Annotated in this window: 25 protein-coding genes; 1 reads left to right on the plus strand and 24 read right to left on the minus strand. The window is 59.7% G+C overall.

Annotation, left to right across the window (positions count from 1 at the left end; genetic code table 11):
• Position 1 precedes the first annotated feature (1 nt).
• From BM029_RS11120 to BM029_RS11150, 8 genes are all read right to left on the minus strand, one after another.
• Entirely contained in the window at positions 2–451 is a 450-nt protein-coding gene (locus BM029_RS11120; protein ID WP_092435980.1) for a hypothetical protein, read from the minus strand.
• A 30-nt stretch (positions 452–481) separates the two neighbouring features.
• A complete protein-coding gene (locus tag BM029_RS11125; RefSeq protein ID WP_092435982.1) occupies positions 482–1,783 on the minus strand; it encodes a phage major capsid protein in 1,302 nt (433 codons plus the stop codon).
• Between the two features lie 105 nt (positions 1,784–1,888).
• Positions 1,889–2,815, minus strand: a complete 927-nt coding sequence (locus tag BM029_RS11130; protein WP_092435984.1) for a S49 family peptidase — start codon at positions 2,813–2,815, stop codon at positions 1,889–1,891.
• Between the two features lie 31 nt (positions 2,816–2,846).
• Positions 2,847–4,103 (minus strand): phage portal protein, encoded by a 1,257-nt coding sequence (locus BM029_RS11135; RefSeq protein WP_092435986.1) that lies wholly within the window; start codon positions 4,101–4,103, stop codon positions 2,847–2,849.
• Positions 4,103–4,882 (minus strand): terminase TerL endonuclease subunit, encoded by a 780-nt coding sequence (locus BM029_RS26590; protein ID WP_371329110.1) that lies wholly within the window; start codon positions 4,880–4,882, stop codon positions 4,103–4,105. Before BM029_RS26590 ends, BM029_RS11135 begins: the two co-directional genes overlap by 1 nt.
• Positions 4,883–5,815, minus strand: coding sequence for a terminase large subunit (locus BM029_RS26595; protein ID WP_371329111.1), 933 nt, complete (start codon positions 5,813–5,815; stop codon positions 4,883–4,885).
• Complete coding sequence (locus BM029_RS11145) at positions 5,815–6,279, minus strand: phage terminase small subunit P27 family (RefSeq protein WP_092435988.1); 465 nt, start codon at positions 6,277–6,279, stop codon at positions 5,815–5,817. The genes BM029_RS26595 and BM029_RS11145 overlap by 1 nt, the downstream gene beginning before the upstream one ends.
• A gap of 182 nt (positions 6,280–6,461) precedes the next feature.
• Complete coding sequence (locus BM029_RS11150; RefSeq protein ID WP_170851051.1) at positions 6,462–6,782, minus strand: HNH endonuclease; 321 nt, start codon at positions 6,780–6,782, stop codon at positions 6,462–6,464.
• A 319-nt stretch (positions 6,783–7,101) separates the two neighbouring features.
• On the opposite strand from BM029_RS11150, the gene BM029_RS11155 reads away from it, so the two are divergent.
• A complete protein-coding gene (locus tag BM029_RS11155) occupies positions 7,102–7,767 on the plus strand; it encodes a uracil-DNA glycosylase family protein (RefSeq protein WP_092435991.1) in 666 nt (221 codons plus the stop codon).
• Positions 7,768–7,854: 87 nt separating this feature from the next.
• On the opposite strand, the gene BM029_RS11160 is transcribed toward BM029_RS11155, so the two are convergent.
• The 16 genes from BM029_RS11160 to BM029_RS11230 all read right to left on the minus strand — a co-directional run bounded on the left by BM029_RS11160 (position 7,855) and on the right by BM029_RS11230 (position 19,836).
• Positions 7,855–9,090: a site-specific DNA-methyltransferase gene (locus tag BM029_RS11160; RefSeq protein ID WP_092435992.1), complete on the minus strand. Its 1,236-nt coding sequence runs from the start codon at positions 9,088–9,090 to the stop codon at positions 7,855–7,857.
• A 185-nt stretch (positions 9,091–9,275) separates the two neighbouring features.
• Positions 9,276–9,674 (minus strand): DUF6362 family protein, encoded by a 399-nt coding sequence (locus tag BM029_RS11165; protein WP_092435994.1) that lies wholly within the window; start codon positions 9,672–9,674, stop codon positions 9,276–9,278.
• Entirely contained in the window at positions 9,667–9,882 is a 216-nt protein-coding gene (locus tag BM029_RS11170; protein WP_092435996.1) for a GIY-YIG nuclease family protein, read from the minus strand. The genes BM029_RS11165 and BM029_RS11170 overlap by 8 nt, the downstream gene beginning before the upstream one ends.
• A 1-nt stretch (position 9,883) precedes the next feature.
• The gene (locus BM029_RS11175; RefSeq protein WP_092436099.1) at positions 9,884–10,342 is read right to left on the minus strand and encodes a crossover junction endodeoxyribonuclease RuvC; all 459 of its coding nucleotides are present in this window, start codon (positions 10,340–10,342) and stop codon (positions 9,884–9,886) included.
• Between the two features lie 180 nt (positions 10,343–10,522).
• Positions 10,523–12,832, minus strand: coding sequence for a phage/plasmid primase, P4 family (locus BM029_RS11180; protein ID WP_092435998.1), 2,310 nt, complete (start codon positions 12,830–12,832; stop codon positions 10,523–10,525).
• Positions 12,825–12,953 (minus strand): hypothetical protein, encoded by a 129-nt coding sequence (locus tag BM029_RS26450; protein WP_256381604.1) that lies wholly within the window; start codon positions 12,951–12,953, stop codon positions 12,825–12,827. Before BM029_RS26450 ends, BM029_RS11180 begins: the two co-directional genes overlap by 8 nt.
• Positions 12,950–13,687 (minus strand): hypothetical protein, encoded by a 738-nt coding sequence (locus BM029_RS11185; RefSeq protein WP_092436000.1) that lies wholly within the window; start codon positions 13,685–13,687, stop codon positions 12,950–12,952. Before BM029_RS11185 ends, BM029_RS26450 begins: the two co-directional genes overlap by 4 nt.
• Positions 13,684–14,175, minus strand: coding sequence for a DUF6511 domain-containing protein (locus BM029_RS11190; RefSeq protein ID WP_092436002.1), 492 nt, complete (start codon positions 14,173–14,175; stop codon positions 13,684–13,686). Before BM029_RS11190 ends, BM029_RS11185 begins: the two co-directional genes overlap by 4 nt.
• A 12-nt stretch (positions 14,176–14,187) precedes the next feature.
• Positions 14,188–14,832: a hypothetical protein gene (locus tag BM029_RS11195; protein WP_092436005.1), complete on the minus strand. Its 645-nt coding sequence runs from the start codon at positions 14,830–14,832 to the stop codon at positions 14,188–14,190.
• Positions 14,833–14,842: 10 nt separating this feature from the next.
• Complete coding sequence (locus BM029_RS11200) at positions 14,843–15,679, minus strand: ATP-binding protein (protein WP_092436007.1); 837 nt, start codon at positions 15,677–15,679, stop codon at positions 14,843–14,845.
• Positions 15,679–16,428, minus strand: coding sequence for a BRO-N domain-containing protein (locus BM029_RS11205; RefSeq protein WP_092436009.1), 750 nt, complete (start codon positions 16,426–16,428; stop codon positions 15,679–15,681). The genes BM029_RS11200 and BM029_RS11205 overlap by 1 nt, the downstream gene beginning before the upstream one ends.
• Entirely contained in the window at positions 16,425–16,715 is a 291-nt protein-coding gene (locus tag BM029_RS11210; RefSeq protein WP_092436011.1) for a hypothetical protein, read from the minus strand. The genes BM029_RS11205 and BM029_RS11210 overlap by 4 nt, the downstream gene beginning before the upstream one ends.
• On the minus strand, positions 16,712–17,230 hold the full coding sequence (locus BM029_RS11215; protein WP_092436013.1) for a hypothetical protein: 519 nt from the start codon (positions 17,228–17,230) through the stop codon (positions 16,712–16,714). The genes BM029_RS11210 and BM029_RS11215 overlap by 4 nt, the downstream gene beginning before the upstream one ends.
• Positions 17,227–17,439, minus strand: coding sequence for a MerR family transcriptional regulator (locus tag BM029_RS11220; protein ID WP_092436015.1), 213 nt, complete (start codon positions 17,437–17,439; stop codon positions 17,227–17,229). Before BM029_RS11220 ends, BM029_RS11215 begins: the two co-directional genes overlap by 4 nt.
• Before the next feature lie 182 nt (positions 17,440–17,621).
• Positions 17,622–18,629, minus strand: coding sequence for a hypothetical protein (locus BM029_RS11225; RefSeq protein ID WP_244545007.1), 1,008 nt, complete (start codon positions 18,627–18,629; stop codon positions 17,622–17,624).
• Positions 18,589–19,836 (minus strand): hypothetical protein, encoded by a 1,248-nt coding sequence (locus BM029_RS11230; protein ID WP_092436019.1) that lies wholly within the window; start codon positions 19,834–19,836, stop codon positions 18,589–18,591. The genes BM029_RS11225 and BM029_RS11230 overlap by 41 nt, the downstream gene beginning before the upstream one ends.
• Positions 19,837–19,850 lie beyond the last annotated feature (14 nt).

Genomic DNA, 19,850 nt, shown 5'->3' on the forward strand with positions numbered 1-19,850 from the left:
ATCACAGCACTTGCGCCACGGCGGCCTGATTACCCGCATCAGCCGGGGCAAAGCGCGGGTTGACCCCGAGCACTTGTGCCGCAGCGAGGCTGGCTGCCACACCGACGGTGAGCGACAGGCGCACGAAGCCAAAGCCATTCACCGTATCGAGCTCCTCCGGCCTCAGGTTGATCAGCGCCTGCTTGTTGGAGCCGCTGGCAGCTTGCGTGAGCTGCGTGATCGCCTTGCCGTTGATGTCCTTGGCGCCGGTACCGGCACTGTCGATGGCCTGCTGCAATTTGGCGTCCAGCGTGGCGTTGGTGCCCAGCGCCCCGGACTGGATGACGGCCAGCAGACCGTGATGGTTGGCCACCGAGATCCAGCCAGTGGTGGCGGCGCCAGCGGCCTGACTGGCAGGATCGATGGTGGCGAGGACGGCGAGCAGTTCGCTGCCTTTTGCATTGAGAAACATTGGATTACTCCTTGAGAGTCAGGCGGCGGATCAGCGCGCGCCCAGTTGGATGAAGGGCGACATCGTGGTGCTGCCCTTGGCGGGCGAGATCGCAGCGGTGATCTTCGATTGGCCGTCCATGCGGAAGGTCGTGCGAAACGCTGTCAGGTCGGCATCGAAATACAGGTGCATCGAGGTCGCGGTCTGCAACCCACCGGCCTTGGTGATGGTCTGGTAATACTTGAGGTCAACGAGCAGGATGTCGCCCTGGCTGGAGAAGGTGTTCGCGTGCTGAGAGACGAACACCGGACGCCCGAGCAAGGTGCCGTAGGGCGACACCTGCAAGCCGCCGACCGGCAGGCCGGTGGGCAGGTAGATCGGGTAATTGCCCAGCGTCAGCGTGAACAGCGCCGGCAGCACATCGTTGTTGACGATCCAGACCGCATTGGCAAACGAGCCCGCCGGCAGACGCGCGATCATCTTGGCGAGATTTTGCGGCACTAGCGTCTGCGTGGCCTGACCCGATTCCTTGGCGACCGTCACCGTGGCACCGGCGCTAAGCGCCCCGACCGGCACACCATTGCCGGCGCCGAACAGGATCGACTCATTGGTTTTCCAGCGGATCGAGAGAGCCACCTTTTCCGGGAGGTAGGTGGTCAGCGCATTGGCATCGTCCAGCAACTCGTCAGTGGTAGGCACCAGTGCCATCAACTTCTTCAGGCGCAGCGTGGCCAGACCCAGCACGGGCTTGCTCGCCACGGCGGAAGTGGCTTCGCCCTGCCAGTAGGCGCGGATACCATTCGTGCCCCAGGGCGTGGTCTCATCCTTGGGGAAGGCCATGCTGTTGCCGCTGATTTCAACGTTGTCAGTCAGCGGCAGGAGCGAATCTTCACCGAGGGACAGCTTGAAGATCTCTTGCGAGAACTGCGGCGGCACCAGGAAACCACCATCTTGGCCAGCAGCCTCGTTGCTGAAGTTGCCGGGTGCGGAGGCACCGACTCCGCCCAGCAGCAGCCGAGCGTCGGTCGACTGGCCGGGCTTATCGGCCTGGTAGACGGCCTGCATGAATTCGCCTAGGGACCCGAAGCCGCGCTTGGGATCCGCTTCGCGGTTATCGGTGACGATCGGGCCAATAGCACTGCTGACACCGATGCGCGCCTCGTCAGCGATCAATGCGGCTTCGCGATCGATTGCAGCAGAGGCGGCATCGATACGCGTGCGCAGTGCATCGAAGGCGGTCACTTCTTCGTCGGTCATGTCGCGCCCATCGGCGGCGACGCGATCCGTGAGACTGCGTGCCTCTTTGACCAAGGTGGACTTGCGAGCCTGAAGCTCGCGCAGTTGCTTACTCATGAATGGTTCTCCAGAAATGAAAAAACCACCCGAAGGTGGTTGTGGTTTGGGTACGACCAACGGGTCGTGTCAGCGATTGGCGCAGCTCAACGGAGCCCGGCCGGATTACAGAATGTCGAGTGCTCTTTGTGCATGGGCGAGGCGGTTTGCTTTGGGCTTGACTATTGCCTTGGCATCGCGGCGCATCTTCCTGATGACGTCATCGAACGTTGCAATACCATCGACCATGTTCTGCGCCAGCGCAGCGTCCGCTCCGAGCACGCGGCCCTGGCCCATGCCGTCGCGCACTTGGGCGATCGGCACACCACGACCACGCGCGACCGCCTTGGTGAAGCTGGCGTAGTAGTCGTCCACGCGGGACTGCATGAAACCTTGGGCATCCTCGTCCAGCGGCGCATACGGATTGCCCTCCACCTTGTACTTGCCGGCCGAGATCAATGTCGGCTTGACGCCTTCGGCAGCCATGGCCTGCGAGTGGTCGAAATGGGCCTGCCACACACCGACGGATCCGACCTCGCCACCCGGCGACACGTAGAACTCCGAGGCAGAGCAGCCGATCCAGTACGCGGCCGACGCTGCCAGGCTGTTGGCAATGGCCACCACAGGCTTCTGTGAGCGGGCTTGTGTGATCTCATCGGCCAACTCAGACACGCCGTAGACACTGCCGCCCGGGCTGTCGATGTCGATCAGGATCTGGCTCACGGTGTCGTCGGCCAGTGCCTGACGCAAGGTGGACGCAAACTGCTGGGTGCTAACGCTGCCGGGCCCCGATACGTCGTCGACCATATTGCCGCGCTGCGTGACAACGCCATACAGCGGCAGGACTGCGATGCCACCACTCGATACTGCAGTGGCCGCTTGGCGACGGGCTTCTCGGACCGCACGATCGGCATCGATGCCTGCGAGTACATCCGTGCTGGCAGGCACGTTCTGCGACCAGCGCGCCATCACTGCAGTGACCGCATTTAAGCGTTCGGGCATCAGCGCCCAGGGTGTCGCCAGAAATTCAGCGATCAGCAATTGATGGTTCATGGTGTCATCCCAAGTAAAATCAGTGGTGCGGTCAGTCCGGCTCCGTGGATCCCTGCGCTGGCGGCTCGGTCTGTCCGGTATCGACCGCCAGATTCTCGGCCGCGCCTTCCTCGACCATGTTCAGTGGTCGCAGTGGCGCGTCCAGACCATCGAGCGGATTGAGGTTTTCGGCGATACGCGCCTCGTTGCGGGTGAGCCAGCCGTTCTGGATGCCGCTCTGGTAGTAGGACGACCGGCTAGCGGCGTCACCCCGCATCAGATTGGAAAAATCAAACTCCACTTCCAGATCGTCACCATCGAACAGCAGCTCGGACTCGATGCTGGCTTCCCAGCGCTCGGCCCATGGCGTCATGGTGTGCATCACGAACTCGAGGCTTTGCTGCTCGATGTTCGAGAACGTCGCGCGCTCCAGGTCCGCAATCATGTGCGGCGGCACCCGAAACAGCCGGGCAATATCCGTGATCTGGAACTTGCGCAGCTCCAGGAACTGGGCGTCCTTGTTGGTGACGCCCACTTCGTGGAACTTCATGCCGTTTTCGAGGACCAGCACCTTGCCCCGGTTTGCACCGGACTGCGCTGCCTGATAGGACTCGCGGAACACCTTCTTGGCCTCGGTGTCCTTGAACGAACCCGGAAACTCGATCCAGCCGCCGGTGGGCTTGGCGTCGTTGGCGAAGAATCGTGCGCCGTAGTCCTGCGCGGCCAAGGCCATGCCCAGGCTCTCACGCGCCAGGTCGATTGGACTCATGCCCATCAGGCCGTCCGAGGACAGGCCGCGTAGATGCCATATCTCGCCGCGCGGCACGATGGATTCCTCGCCGAGTCGATCCATCACGCGGTAGCGGTAATCGCCGGCGGGTGTCAATTCCATCTTGATCCGGTCTGGGTGGATCGGCACCAATTCTTGAATCTCGCCCCGGCTGTTGGCCACAATCCGGTTGTAGGCGTTGCCGCGCAGTGCCAGATGGCCCTGCAGCATTTCACGCCACTCATACGGGTTCTGGTATCGATTCGGGTGTTTGGCCAGCAATCGATACAGCCAGTGGTCCGTGACCCTTTCCTTGCCGCCATCGGCGCGCTGGCGGTAGAGAACAAAGGGCAAGGACGCCATGGTCTCTGCCAGGATGCGCACGCTGGCGTACACCGCCGCCACCCGCAGGGCGTTGTCGGCTGACACGCGCATGCCGCTGGACGTGCGCATCGTGACCGGCTCGAACCAGAAATCGCCCCAGGGCGAGCGGTCTCCGGATGAAGCGCGAAAGCGGTCCAGGAAACTGAACATGCCCATTAGAGCATCACCAGTTCATAGTCGGAACCCAACACGACGCTGGTGCCAGGGGTGATGGCACGCGACAGGCCCATGATCAGCGCCACGATGCCGTCGATCTTGTTTTCCGGGCGCTCCTTGCGGGGGTAGATGTTGTCCTTCGCGTCTAGATGCGCCACCACGTTACTGGCCATCCAGCCCAGCACAGGGCAGCCGTCGTGAATTAGCTTTCCTTGCAAGACCAGGGCTTCGAGGGTTTTCATCGGCTCGCTAAAATTCAGGACCGTGGGACGAACTTCGATCATGGGCAGGCCCTCGCTCATCATCCGGGTCGAAAGTTGTGTGGCCTGGAACGGATCGAATGCCACAGCCTGCACAGCAAAGCGCGAGGCAAACTCGATCAGATCGGCCTCGATCCAACTGAAATCGATCACATTGCCCGGGGTGACCGTCAGCCGGCCAGAGCCCATCCAACCCGGGTACTGACTGTTGCCGTTGGCATGCACCGTGTCCTCCGGCAGGTAGTAGCGTCCGAACACGGCAAAGGCACCATCGATCTCCGGATGCGCGAAAACCAGCAGCAAGGCAGCAATGTCGGTCTTGCTGGCCAGATCCAACCCGATCCAGCAGGACTGGCCGACATAGGTGTCTAGGTCCAGAGATGAGTCGGCACAGCGGTCCCAAGACCGCATGTCCATCCACGCGGTGTCCGCGTTGACCCACTCATTCAAGTGCTTAGTCTTGAAGTTGTTTACAGCGCTGGGCATCTGCATGGCCTTGGCTTGCAGCGGCGCCAGCACTTATGGGCGCACCGAGATGCCCCAGTTGGGATTGGCCTTGATCAGCGACGATTCCAGAGTCCAGTCATCCCCGTCATTGAGCCCGTAGACGATGCCGAACTGGCTGTCATCCTCGAACACGCCATCAAGCAGCCGTGTCACGAAGGTGCGGATCTCGTAGCAAATGCCGGAGCGGTTGCTGCCTGCCGTCGTGATTACCCAGAGAAGCGAGTTGTCGCGCTTGCCGGTCCCGGTTTCCACCACGTCATAGACGGTGCGGGTCTTGTGGGCATGCAACTCGTCAACGCAGCCGAAGTGGATATTCAAGCCATCGAGTGTCGATCCCTCTGCCGACAGCGCTTCGAACTTGGAGCCGCTGGTCATCACATGCATGTTGTGCGCGCCGACTCCCACCCCAAAGCGGCTGCGAAACCCGGCTGACTGCCGCGCCATGGTTTGCGCATCGCCAAACACAATCCGGGCCTGGTCACGGGTGGTGGCCAGCGAATACACCTCGGCTCCGCCTTCACCGTCGGCGGCCAGCATGTACAGCGCTAGCGCGGAGGACAGCGTGGACTTGGCGTTGCCGCGCGGAACCTCGATGTAGGCCCGGCGAAACCGGCGCTTGCCATCCGTTTTGATCCAGCCAAAGACGGTGGTCAGGATGAACACCTGCCAGGGCTCCAGATGGATCGGTTCCCCGGCCAGCGGTCCCTTGACGTGCGGCAGGCGTTCGATGAACGCGCACAGATTGTCGGCTGGGTGGAAACTGCGGCCCAACTTGTCCGTCAGCTTCGGATTGAAGCGGTACGGACTATCCTTGCCCTTGAACTGGTCCAGATCATCCAGTTGGCGCTGGCACGCCGCGCGCACCCACTTGCAGGTCAGTACTTTGCCGGACACGACATCCTTGGCATACTGGCGCGCGGTGGCGACATAGCTGCGTGACGTCATCAGCCAGCAATCTCCGACCAGGGGTCGTTATCTTTTGGGGCATCCGCAGGCATCGAAATCCGCGATCGTGAAGCCGGGGTAAAACCCATCTCCGACTCGTAGCCCTTCATCTCCAACGCCAGGTCCCGGATCACGTCCATCAATGGCGAGCGCCGCAGGATGCCGCTGGGCGTCTTGATGATCATCCCAGACACGCCGGCACGGTTGATTTTGGACAGCGCCTCGCGGTACAGGCCCGAGCAGTTGGCCCAGCGCTCCAGCACCGCGCCGTCGAGCGCAGACAGCAATCCGGGCGGCGAATTGGCCACTGCGTAATCCCAGGCTTCTTTGGCACTGTCCGACATGTACTCGGGTGCCGTGCACAGAGCGCCGGCAGGCCGTGGCTCGTGCGGATTGGTCCGGCATTTCTGTAACGTCCCTTTGATCTTCTTGACCGCCACCGGCAGCGGTTTACGTCCGGCCATGGCCGCTCACAGGGAGGGGGCGCAGGATCGGATCGTCCGCCGCGATGGCCAGCGTGCAAGAGTCTGTGTTCAATTGGCATCCTCACCAAAAAAAGTATTTCAATTTGCACGCGCAAAAATCTGTGCTGGCGCACGCATCGCGGGCTCGCGACTCCAGAGATTCGATCCCCCTATGGGGGAGGTCAGCGACGCCGGGCGGTCTCGCCAGCGGTTTTGCTGTTGTGGCAGGCCACGCACAGCGCCTGCAGGTTGGTCCAGTCAAACCGTGCACCGCCGTCCTTCAACGGCTGGACGTGGTCTGCCACCACCGCCGCAACAACGCGCCCACGCCCCGCACAACGCACGCACACCGGGTGCTGGCGCAGGAATGCAGCACGCACCGCACGCCAGGTCGCCGACTGATAGAAGCCGCGTTCGATATCGAAGCTACGGCGGGTGCGACCGTAGTCACGATACGCTGCGCCACGGTGCTTGTCGCAGTAGCCGGGCTTCGCTAGCACCATGCCACAACCAGGGTGCCGGCACGGTGTAGGGGCGGAGCGGGGCATATCAGTTTTTGTTCAATCGATTAGCAACGATTCGCAAGCACAAGCTTGGCTTTTTGCTTGAATGAAGCGTTCACGGGGCGCGGTTGGCAGGCTCATGCTGTGCACGTATACCGCGTTGCCTGATCCTCCAGCTTGCCGCAGCCAACCTCTGCGACGTGGCGACTGTCTCCGACAAAAGATACGCGCTGACATAATTCCAGTAAGCCAAAGTTAACTAGATGTCGGCCCCGGCCGTATAATCCGATGTCCTATCTCAGTGACCAACACGAAAACCATGTCTTTTGAATTGCTCATCTCGGACCTGACTCAACCGCTTGCCGGCCAATATCCGAGACCTTGGATGACCAGCCTACGTGACCCGCAAGCGGCTAGGGTGTTCATTGTCGGCGCGAATCAGGCCAAGCAGTATCCCGTCGAGGCAATTTCACACACGCGGCACATGGATGCTCTGTTTAATCGCGATGGCGAATCCTGCCGAGGACTCTACGATGAGCTGTATCCTAAGCCCTCGCGCTCTCGACCCAACATTGACGGATTCACGGCGCGCCTCGCTGCTGCGGGGGTAACTGAAGTTCTGGAAACGAATGTCGTCTGCTATTCGACGGGAATGGCCGCGGACCTGAGGAAGAGGGAGCATCGGCTGGGTGCCATGGTCGGAGGTCGCATTTTTCAATCCTTGGCCCAGGCTATTCGTCCGAAAATCGTGGTTCTCCATGGAAAAGGTACATGTGACGAGTTCGAGAAACAGTTTGGGATCGCTGTGCCGCGACCTTATGACGAGGAGGGGCAGGGCATTTGCAAGATAAATCTGCTTTTCAGTGGCGTCGAGACCGAATTCATTTCTATTCGCTCCCTCGCACAGCCACAGTACAATGCTTGGGCTGCATGGGCACCCCGGCATTTGGATGCTGTGAGTAAGTATATCGCTTCATGTCTTTGATTTATATGACCAAGTGGCTATAGCGGATGGTGATCCAATGGGCAATGTTCGCAATGGCCGAGGAGTGTAGATTGAATAAGTTTCGTCTTATTCAGATGTAGCCCGATCCACAAATTTCACGCCGTCACTGGCACGTTTCGCCTCCTGGCCCGTGAACTCCTGCCAACGACGTACGATCACGTCCACATATTTCGGATCCAACTCAATCAGGCGCGCCCGACGCCCGGATTTTTCACAGGCGATCAAAGTGCTGCCTGATCCGCCAAACGGGTCGAGCACAAGGTCGCGGCTTTTGCTGCTGTTCCTCACTGCCTTTTCAACCAGTTCAACTGGCTTCATGGTCGGATGCAAATCGTTCTTGTGCGGCTTTTTGATAAACCACACATCGCCTTGATCGCGCGCGCCGCACCAGTAGTGTTCGGCACCGTCACGCCAGCCGTAGAGAATCGGCTCGTACTGGCGCTGGTAGTCGGCCCGCCCGAGCGTGAAGGTGTTCTTGGCCCAGATAACAAAGGTTGACCACTTGCCGCCGGCCGACCGGAAGGCCAGTTGCAGCGTGTCAAGTTCGCTGGAACTCATGGCGATGTAGACGCCACCCTTGGTCACATTCAGAATATTCTGGCACGCCGCTTGCAAGAAGGCGCCGAAGCCTTCGCCCATGTTGTCGTTCAGGATAGGGCGGTTTGTGCCGCGCATTTTGTCTTTGGCTGTGTTGGCATAGTTGACGTTGTATGGTGGATCCGTGAACGTCATGTCGACCAGCTCATCGCCCAGCAGGGCGTGGAAATCATCGGCATTGGTCGCGTCGCCGCAGAGCACCTTGTGGTCACCCAGCAACCACAGATCACCAGCGCGGGACACCGGTGTCTCAGGGACACCGGGTACTTTGTCCTCATCGGTCTTGCCTTCGGTGTTGTCAGCTGCGAGCAGGGCATCCAGCTCGTCGGTGCCAAATCCCAGCAATTCAAGGTCGACATCGGCGAGTTTGAGTTCACCTAACTCGAGGCGCAGCAGTTCCTGGTCCCATCCGGCGTTTTCCGCTAGGCGATTGTCAGCAAGGATGTAGGCCTTCTTTTGGATTGCAGTCAGATGCGACAGCTCGATGACCGGCGCCTCCTTCAAAGCCAACTTGCGAGCTGCCAGCAAACGTCCGTGTCCCGCAATGACACCACGCTCGCCATCGATCAAGATGGGGTTGGTCCAGCCAAACTCGGTGATCGAGGCTGCGATCTGCGCCACTTGTTCATCGCTGTGACTCCTTGCATTACGGGCATAGGGGATCAGCGACTCGATCGGGCGGTACTCGATTTGCAAAGCATGCATGGGGATCCGAACAAAAAAACCCGCGAGAAGCAAAGCTCGTCGCGGGCTGTTGAATGTGATTCGATGCGAGGCACATCTCTCGCAACCATAGCCAGAAATATAGCAAAAATCTGGGGAAACGCGACACCTTCAAAACGTCGCTACTTTCGCAATCCTCCTCACCCAACAGCTATGGCGCGCAAGTCCTATCCACTACCCGCAATTATTCCTGACTGATTCAGTTTTCCGCATACCACCGACAGAGCGGATCGCCATCGGCGCTGTGCCGTGCGGATCACGCAGCCATTGCGTTTGGCGATGTCTGACCATGGATAGCGCTGGGCACGCATCCACACCAGATGACGCTGCTCTTCCTCAAGCCACTGCATCCAGGCCATCGTTTCCAACATGCGGTCGATATCCTTGGGGCTCGGTGGAAATCGCTGGGGTGGGGCATGCTCACCTGCCATGCGCTCGTACACGGTACGCACAAACGGCGGCCATACGTTGAAATAGCCCTGAACCCGAACAGGTGGTAGTCGTCTTGCTGTCTGGTCAGCATCGCCAAGCCGTTCCGCCACAGCTTCGATCGTCCAATCATTCATGCCGTCCTCCGCCGCTGGTTGTTCCGTACAGCCGTTGACCCAGGCGGCGGATGAAATCACGCTCGACGAAATCGAGCCGATCATCGGTTTCTGACACCACCAGGATACGTTGCTGCTGCCAGCCGTTTTGCTTGATCGCATCGAGATTGATGGATAGAGGGTGCAGGCGGCCCAAGGGGCAGCGGTAGGGTTGCGCTGGAATTTTCATGTCAGGCCTCCTGCGTTTCGATGGCCCAGTGCAGCAAGGCCAGGGCGTCCGCTTCGTTGTCATCCGTCACCGGATGACCCTTGGCGCGCATGGCGACAATTACATCCTCCTTACCGGCATTGCCTTTGCCGGTGGCGTGCTTTTTGATCGTGCCGACCGGCACGCCCTGGTACGGAATGTTGTGGTGCTCGCACCAGGCGGTAAGCGTGGCCATCAAACCGCCATAGACATGGGCGGCATCTACGCCGGCATGACGACGCACTTCCTCGAAGTACACAGCATGGATGTCGTTCGCAGCCACCTTGATTTCCGATAGCCAACGCTTGAATCGTAGGTAGCGCATACCACCACCCTCGAACCTCTGTGGCCGCAGACTGACGAAGCCGTGGGCAATCTGATGGTCACGCGAGCGCAGTGCCCACCCTGTGGTGGTACCCAGATCAATAGCCAGAACGGTCAACGCGCCACCGATTTGCGGAGGCGGCTCCACAGCATCGCCGACACGGTCTGACGCAGCCGACTCGGAACAACACAACTTCTCTTTAGGTGCGCACGCGCGCACGTGTAGCAAGTTAACGTTATCGGTTGTCAGCTGCGTCAGACTGTGGCTGAAACTTGAGTTTTTTGTCATGGCAAGTCCTCAGTTATCGTTGTACGGATAGGACGAACGCGGGATGCTGGTGGGCTCTTTCAAGCCGATGCCAACAAAGCCGCGCACGCCGGAACTATTGCGCCATTTCTCGAAGCGACGTGCTAATAGCGCATCCGAGAATCGGCGCATCGCGCCCAAAAATTCGCCGTTGGCCTCGGCCCACTGCTTCCAGTCGTTAAAAAGCTCAAAGGTCAGCGCCTTGGCGTTGCTGTGCAAAACACACCGATCTTCGATCCAGCGACCCATGGCATCCTCTGCTTCGAAATACTCTTCAGTGGCATCCATCACGCTTTGCGGCTGTTTGAGGCCGGTCCGCTGCCACAGCAGACAACCCTCCAGGGCCCAGGCCAAGATGCCATCGCGCTCCTGGAGCAGTTTCTCGGTGAGCTTGCCGTCCCGTCGCTCTGGCGGAATCGTTACCGTGAATGGGATCAGGTGCAGCCGCCGCTTCATGGCCTCGTCCACGTTGCGAATGGACGGTTTGTGGTTGCCGGCAATGACCAGCTTGAAGTGCGGCGTGTAGTCGAAGAAGTCCTGACGCATGAAGCGTGCGGACACCTTGTCGCCACCCGTGATCGTCTTGATCTTGGATTCGTTCCAACGCCGCCCCTGTTCGGTCTCGATCGACGCGACAAAGCGCGCGCCACGCAAACCAGCCAGATCGGTAGGATGCCGGTCCGAACGGGTTTCCATGAACGTGTCCATCGGCGCGTTGGCGGCATAGTCCCCGAGGATGGTGGCGATCACATTGACGAACACTGACTTGCCGTTGGCCCCGGTGCCGTACAAAAAGAACAACGCGTGCTCACTAGTCACTCCGGTCAGGCAGTAGCCCACCATGCGCTGCAGATAGACCATGAGTTCCGCATCGCCGCCGGTCACGTCCGACAGAAAGCCGCGCCATGTCGGACAGTGGCCCTGGGGCAAAGCGGTGCAGACCTTGGTCATGCGGTCGGCCCGATTGTGAGTGCGAATCACGCCGCTGCGTAGATCGACGACACCGCTGGGCGTGTTCAAGAGCCAGACATCGGCGTCCCAGTGCTCGGCCATCGAGGCGTGCTTTGGGTCGCTGCGTGCGATGCGCTCCACGGCGCTGATGGTGGAGGAGCTGGCCAGTCGCGCACGCAGACGCGGCGTGTCGGCTTTAAGGGACGCGGCCCGGCAGATGTTGCGCGACAGGTGCTGGATGTAGAGTAACTGATCCGGATTCCAGCGGATCCCGGTCCACACCAGCCATTTTCCCCATTGGGCACAGTAGCGCCAGTCCTCACCATAGCGGAGTGTGAAGGCCGTGGCCAGCCCGTCCTCGGTCGTCCAGTCGAGCCCTCCCACCAGGTCGTCGTCGAGGGAGGCTTCTGTCTGACGTGCAACGGGGACACGATCACCTGCAAGCAGGAAGCCCTGGACGTCGAACCCTTGCGCGATGGCATCTGCCGCATCCCAGCCGCCCGGCTTTTCTGCTGGCGGATAGAGGATGCTGCAGGACTGTGCGCCAGCGGCCAAGATCGCCTGAGATGCACGGTCGGCGTAGTCCCAGCCCGGCTTATCACGGTCCGGCCAGATCAGTACGATCTTTCTTTCTAGTGGCGACCAGTCAGTTTTGTCGGATGGCGCGTTGGCCCCGTGCATGGCCGTGGTGGCGCAGATGCTCAGGTCAATCAGCGCCTGAGCGCATTTCTCGCCCTCAACCAAAATCACTTGGTTCGCTTGCGCGATGCCCGGCTGGTTGTACAGTGGTCGTGGATCCGGCGGCGCCATCTTGCGGCGCTTCGCATCCCAAGGTCGGAACTCCTTGCCCCGACCGGGTGGGTCGTAGCGATAGACCACGGCGATCAATTTACCGTTGATGTCCAGATAGTCCCACTTGGCGGTGGCCTGTCCGAGATCATCGACCGGCGCTTCGCGTTTGACTTTGCGTACTGATATCGATGGAACTCGACCCAGCAGATCGCCGGCGTGTTGCAGCACCTTGGCGAAATCAGTGTGCACGTCGGCAGCCATCTGCCGTGCAATCAAATCAAAAATATCGCCGCCATCGCCGGTCGCGCGATCGGTCCATAAACCCGCTTTTTGACCGTCGAGCACGATTTCTAGACTGTCTCCCGGACTGCCCAAGATGTCACCGATATGGAATTTATAGCGACGCTTTTTGCCTGCCGGAAACAGAGTGAACAACACCGGTTCGAGCCGAGCCAAGAGCGCGGTGCGAATCTCTTCGCGCTCTGCACTGCGGTCGACTGCGACCGGCGAGGCACAATCGTTGAAATCCAATGGGCCTCGGTTTTCTTGTTCAGTCATCGGATACCTCCTGCGCCGTGTTGGTCAGGTCGTGCATCGGCCGATTCATCGTGTAGGTCGCTTCGTGGGCATCGACAAACGGCCCGTTCGTCGCCACAGACGGTGTTGTCATTGTTTTCATGGAGCAGTTCTCCAGCAACGATCTGCCCACACGCAGAACTTGCATTCAAAATGGGTGGAGTCGGTGAACGAGCGGGGTAGCAGGTCACCCGATTCAGTGGCGGTGATCACGCGTGCCGCGCGGTCCGACATGCGCTGCGCCAGTCCCGCATCAAACGGAATCAACTCGGCGTAGATTTCCATCGTGTCTGCGTTCACCGCTGTGAACAGTGCAGGGTGCTCGTGCAACTCCAGGTAGCTCTGGTACAGCGCAATCTGTGCGGCATAGATGGGCTTCGATACGGCCAACTTGTGCTTCTCCACATCGCGCCACGACTTGGCTCCGAGACACTTGTTTTCCCAAAGCGATGGGTAGGCAAAGCCGTCTGGGCCACCGATCAGTACGCCATCGACGTGACCGCGCAGCCGCCCGCCTGCGACTGAGAAACCAAACTGGCGGCCATCGGCATCCTCAGTTTTGAGGATGAATCCAGCCAGCCGAAGCCAGCGGATCACCATGTCCTCGGTGCGATGGCCGCGCTCGAAGATGCGCAGCAACCGTCCCGAAAAACCTTTGCGGTGATCGACCGGCGCCTTCGCATATTCGTATTGCAGTTGGCGCTCGCAGGCAGCACCCAGGCGCGATGCGCCCAGGTATTCACGCGGGGCCGTGGCATCCCGCTCGGTTTCCAGCGCCTGGTCAAACAGTGCCTGGAGCCGGCCCGAAAGACTTGCCGTTGCATTGAAATCGATCATGGCTTGGTCTCCCAGAGCCGGTCATCCTCGAGGTCCGCGAAAGAATCCGCAGTTGGCGGCATGATGGGATCGCTGATCGGCGCCGTTCCCAGCATGTGCACCGGCGGATATTTGCTGCGCTCGTGCTGCGCAGCCATTTCATCCACGTAGGCGGTGACGATGGCCTCGATCACTGACAAGGCATCGACTTCCGAGTAAGCCCCGAGGGGTTTGTCGAAGCCGATCGCGCTGGCCGCCTCTCCGAAGAATTTGAGGCACGTGCGCATGGCTGCTTTTTCCAGGGGGGTGGCATCAACCATGGCAGCCTCTGGCGACAAGCCCTTGTTGAGCGCGTGGCTCCACGTCCCATACAGTTTGTGGAATGCGTTCTGGCACCGGCGTGAGCAGAACACCCAATCGACGGGGTAGCGTCGGGGATCTCCGCAGCGGTAACGGTTGTCGCTGCAACCCAGGCCCCGCGCCTGACGTGAGCAGATCCAGCATTTCATGACTGCTCCTCATCACTGCGCCCACGATGGCTTGCCCGTCGCGGCCGGCAGGGCAGGCCGTGCCGGTGCGGCATAGACTGGCGCAGCCTGCGCCGGAGCACCGGAATTACCTCCACCGGTCCCACCCTTGGACACACTCCCCATCAGGACAGCGTAGTCCTTGTGATCGGGCTCGATCGCGATCTTGACGACATTGCGATCCTCGCCCTTGGCATCCTTCTCCACATCGACGCGGGCGATGAACTCGATCCCGTCCAGATCAGCGAAGCTGTTGATGCGGCGCGCGGCCGCCGCCTGCGGCGTGTTGTCCTGCGGGTGGACATTGCGCGCGCTGTTGAGCGCGGCGCGGATGAAGCTGCGACCCATCTGGCCCCAGGTCGGCCCCTTCTTGGAATGCAGTCCGATGTTCGACCACATCTTGCGTTTGGCGAACGGGCCGCAGGTGACGACAAACTCACAAGCGAGATACACTGCGCCAGTCTCAAAGGACTCGGTGGCATAGCCGCCAGTCCACCCTTGGCTGTGGTCGTCATGACCACCGGGTTTGATGGTCATGCGCAGTGGCACGATGGTGCCCTTGGGAATCAGGTCGAATGCACCATGCTGGGCTTCGGCATCATTGAAATCGTTCCAGTTGCTCGGTGTTTGGTTGTTCATGAGATGTCCTTTAAATTGATGGGTCCTGCTGTGCCGGCAGGTCTTGGTCCTTGTCTTGGCCCAGGCACTTGGCGATCAGTTTTCCGAGGTGGGGCTCCTCGATGGCTTCCAGCCGGCCGCTGCGGTCCTTGGATGGATAGCCAAACGGGTTGTCTGCGCGGGTGACAAAACCCCGGTAGCTGGTACCGTCATCGGCCTTGAGGATCGCCAGCGTCACGACCTCATCAAGGACACCGGGCAGCTCCAGCGCGGTCTTGCTGCCTTCCAGTTGCAACTGGTAAAAGCGCCGGTTGAAGTCGTCGGTTTTCTCTTCCAGGATGGCGACGTAGATGACGTGCTTGTCCCGCACGTGCTGCAGGTGCGTAAGCGCCGTAATCATTTCCTGCCCCAGCAGGCCATACGCACCCCGGTTGTCGGGTTTGCCGGTCTTCTCGCTGAAGGCCTGCGGCTGGGTCTTGCACCAGGCAAAGCACAATCGCGAGAGGACCGTCAGGCTGTCGACGAAGTAGGTGTCGTACTTGGCCAGCTGCGCCGGGTCCCCGAATTTGGTGCAGACGTGCTGGAAATGCGGTTCGGAGAACGCCTGTTCGGCACTGGCGGTGGGCATGGGCCCGGCCAGGAATACCACCAGATCACGGAACTCCGGCCAGGTGCGCGGGCGCACCGTGTCACCGGGCCAGTCCCGCACCGACAGGTCGCCGGCCTCGAGGTCGACGAACAGGGTGGTGTCGGCAGGCAGTGTTTTGAGCTGGGTGGTTTTACCCACGCCCGGGAATCCGACCAGTCCGACCTTGGCGCTGTGGCGTTCCTTGAGCCGTTCTTCGGCGGAGATGATTGGCAGTGCCATCACGCCACCTCGCGAATCAGCTCAGTCACGGCCGGGTTCCAGAGGATCTGGTAGCCGGAGTGCCCGTTGCGCGAGAATGGCAGTGCCTCGGCCCACTGCTGGCCGGCATCCGTCAACTCCCAATCATCGCGGTCGTTTTTGAACTGAAATCCCAGGGTCTGCAAGCGCGTATTGATGGCGCGCGCCGACATACCGACCCGTTCGCCCACTTGGGTGGGGTTGAGGCTGCAGATCGGTTCATTAGCCGCTGGCAGCACTTTGCGCAAGGACTCGACCGCCAGACCGGTGTTGTCATGGATCACGGTCAGGGTTGCTGCCATTGCGATACCGGGTTTGACGCCAGGCACCCGGGCAATTGCTTCGCCGATGGACAGGATGGCGTTGACTTTGTCGTGCGTCGGCGTTGGCAGGGCTGCAATCGGCCCGCCCGGCGCATACGATCCGGTCTTGCGGATCGATGGCAGAACGTCGTGGGTGACCCAGCGCTTGAACCGCTTGGCTTCAGGTTTGCGGCTGCCAAGCACCAGATTGAAGAGCCCAGACTCGTTGACCACGGTCATATCCTGCGGCCCACCGGGGGTGTGAATTGAATTCACACCCTTTTCGTCATCATCAAGGCGCTCCAGAGCTTTGCGATCGAGGCTCAAGGTAGACAACACGTCGGCTGCGACAAACATCGGTTCGCCGTTGTCATCCATGCAGACGCGCACGTTGTGGGTCTCGAAATTGAAAGCGACGAGTTGATTCATTTCGTCACCTCCGCAGCGATTGCGCCGATGGTGTCTGCGCCGAGGCAGCCGCGATCACGAGCAAGGGTGTAGAGGTTTTCCAGTGCGCTGCGGCGGCGGTAGATGACGCTGCCCTCTACGCTGAGCGTCTGGATGGCGAATGCCATTTCGTCCAGCGTCGCATCGAGCAAGGGTTTCTCGACCGTGTCGCCGTACTGGTCCTGGTAGCGGAGCGTTGTGGTCAGATGCTCGCCGGAGTAGGCGCCGAGCTTGGCTTGAAGGGCTTGGTAAAGGGTGAGAGTTTTCATTCGTGGTTCTCCTGGATGAAGGCGAGCCGGTAGCTCGGTTTGCCGGGTTTGACGGTGCGGGCCTGCGCGAACTGCTCCTTGAGCGCCGGGGGCCAGGCGTTGAAGCGGGATTCGGGAATCGAGTACTCGGTGTCGATGTAGTCCTCGACCTTGTCGCCAGCGGCGGCGATGCGCGCTGCAGTGACCGAAAGTTGCACCTGATCCCAGGTCACTTTTTTAGGTAGATCGACCGTGATACGAAGTGATCCGTCGGTCAGGTGGCAAACGCCAAAATCACGGCCATTGGCTTGTCGTGTGGCGTGAGCCTGTTCGGCATAACGTTGGTCCAACGCGGCGTGCACGCGATCCAGGACGCCCTTGACCATCGATTGCAGCGCCAGTAGATTGGTGTGCGCTTCCTGCAACTGGCTCGGTGGCAGCGCGGCGATTTGTGTGACGCTCATCTCGGCAAGCGGCAGCGCAGCCAGATCGCTGACCGGAATGCTGGGAATTTGCGCTGGTGTAGGGCGGTTCATGCTGCACCTCCTGTATGAACAGCTTCGGAGGTGCTCTTGCGCAGACATTCGGTTTCGTAGGCTTCGATATCCTCAATGCGATAGAGAACGCGTCCTTGCAGCTTCAGAAAAACAGGGCCGATTCCTTCAGACCGCCAGCGTTCAAGTGTCGCTTCGCTGACGTCCCAACGGTCGGCCAATTGGCGTTGATTAAGATGTTTGATATTCACGTATTTGCTCCTTTCGGTTAGTGCGGGTACGTGAATACAGTTTGAATTTTGGGATGTACGGGTGTCTGCCGCTGCCATGTACGGGCTGATGTACGGGCGTAGCAAAAGCGGAGAATTTTGGAGGGGAGAAAGCAAAAAAACCGCCCGAAGGCGGTTTTGCTATTGGTTACGGCGTGATCCGGCTAATCGAGGTCGAATCCGTACTGGCCCTTTTCAGGGTTGACGATGTAGTCCTGCCAATCGGCGTTGCCGCTGAAAAGGTTTTGCATGCGCTGACTCTTACCGGACTGTTTGTCCGAGTATGCCGCGGCCAAAATCTCTTTTGCGCTGAGCAAGACGCGTTCATTTTGGAACTGGTCAAACATATATTTGATAGCGGCCGCCTGGCGCGCACCCTTGATCACCCACGGTTTGACCTTGCTGCGGATAGTGAGAGTATTCGTGTACTCGTCGAAATTGACTGACAGGGCTGGCCGCAGGGTACCGTCGGCCGGCATCGTCAGTATGCGATGCAGCAGATCCATGTCGAGACACGGTTTCGGCACATCCGGGACGATCACGTCGCGCAGGGAAGCAAAACGGTAATTCCTGGGCGGACGAATGAAATCGGGCAGCGCCACGCCCGATGACAGAATGAGTCCCTGGTCTGGAAGCGTTTGGGAGCTAAAGTGACGGAACACGTCATCGACCGACTGCGCCAGTCCACGTACCAGCCAGACATCGGTGTGGGCAGCACCGATTCGGGCTTTGCCGAGGTGCCACAATACACCGTTCAGCGGTGGCAATTCGAGTCCATTGCGCAATGCTTGCGGAATGGTGAGCAGGTCGGCAATCAGGTTCAGAAATTTGGTGGACTGGACGCAATAGACTGCCGCCTCAACGGCTGGGACGTATTTCCGTCGAAATGTCTGTGGGCATCGGTAACGATAGCGGGATGGGTCGTCGTCCTCTTCGAGCTCAACGGTAATCCGCTCATCGTCACGAATTGCAGGGTAGTGGCTAGCATAGCCGATGCATTCTGCCCATGCCGATAATTGCGGTACAGACAGCGATGTCGTGCGCGAGATATCCCAACCGGGCACGCCGTGAAGGCGTTGCCCGTCGCCGCCACTGACCGACTGGCGAGACTGCTCGAACAGGCTAGTCAGGTCAAGCAGCGATTGCGTCGACAGGTTCGGCAAGGACGTCACCAATCTCTTTCACCAGATGCCATTTGGCTAGCAGGCGATCACATAGCGCCCGGTCTTTTTCACGTTTGGTCTTGATGTTGCATTTATTTGCATCGCGCAGAACGATCGAAATCGTTCTTGCCCGTTCCTTACCGATTTTCTTTAACTTGATGGTCAGTTTGGCGTAGGTCAGTTGATGCTGCTGAAATTCGAATGTCGGGCCGATGATCGACTTGGCTGCGGTGTAGATATCATCGTGGTCCTTCGCCCATATTTTGACGAGCAGCGTGCGGTCCACCTCGGTATAACCAAGTTCGGTCACTTTGACGGACGAAACCGCCTCGCCTGCCACGTCAAAATTGCGTGGTGCGGCAAGACTCTGGTAGTCGTATTGTTTGATCGGGATTTTTTCGCCGGAAATCGGCGACTGCAACAGGGCGTCTGCAGCAATGCGCGCCAGCGCTTCGCGGCCGTCCGAATCCTTGGACAGCACCTCAAGGTGGCCGTTGGCGGGTTCATAGGTGATGTGGGATGACAGTGCACGGATCACTTCTTGCGACACGAGTTCGCTGGCCTGTACGCAGTCGATGATTTCCGGCGGGCGGTTGTGGTGAACACTGATTTGGTAAAGTGCAACGTCATCGCCGGTGTTGGTGTCCGGGCGCAGTCGTTTGAAAATCTGGATGGCTACGGCATCCTTCGCACAACCAAGCTGCTGCGCGACGTTGTCATGAAATGCATCCCTGGCTGCGGCATCGGTCACGACGGCGAGATTTTCCGGGGCAATAAATCCGGAATAGCACGAGATGCTTTGCCGGAATACATCGGCCTGCCTTGCATCCAGCGCTTCCTTGAACAGTTCTGGCTGGTTGGCGTAGAGCCACATTGCCCGCTCATACTGGTTGCGTATGGCACCGAAAGCATCGTCGAAAACGTCGGCGCTGAACCCATCGATAACATCCTGACCAGGGCCATCAGAAAGGAGGACGATTTTCTCTGCCACTTCCTCGATTTGCTGCCGATGTGCGACGTCAAGACCTGCCAAGATTTCTTCGATGGTAACGAGTTGTTCTTTTTTAGGCCTCTTGACGTCCAGCACCGGCATCGAGAGCGTGAATTCCGCCTCCATGAAAGCGCAAAATACAGCTGGCGGCAGGTGCCCGAGGAGCTTTGTCAGATTTTCTGAATCGTTGAGCCCGTTTTTGACCTGTGCTTTATTTTTCACCATGGCGCCTTCTTTCA

The organism is Collimonas sp. OK607 (genome assembly GCF_900111995.1).
Taxonomy (GTDB): Bacteria; Pseudomonadota; Gammaproteobacteria; order Burkholderiales; family Burkholderiaceae_D; genus Collimonas.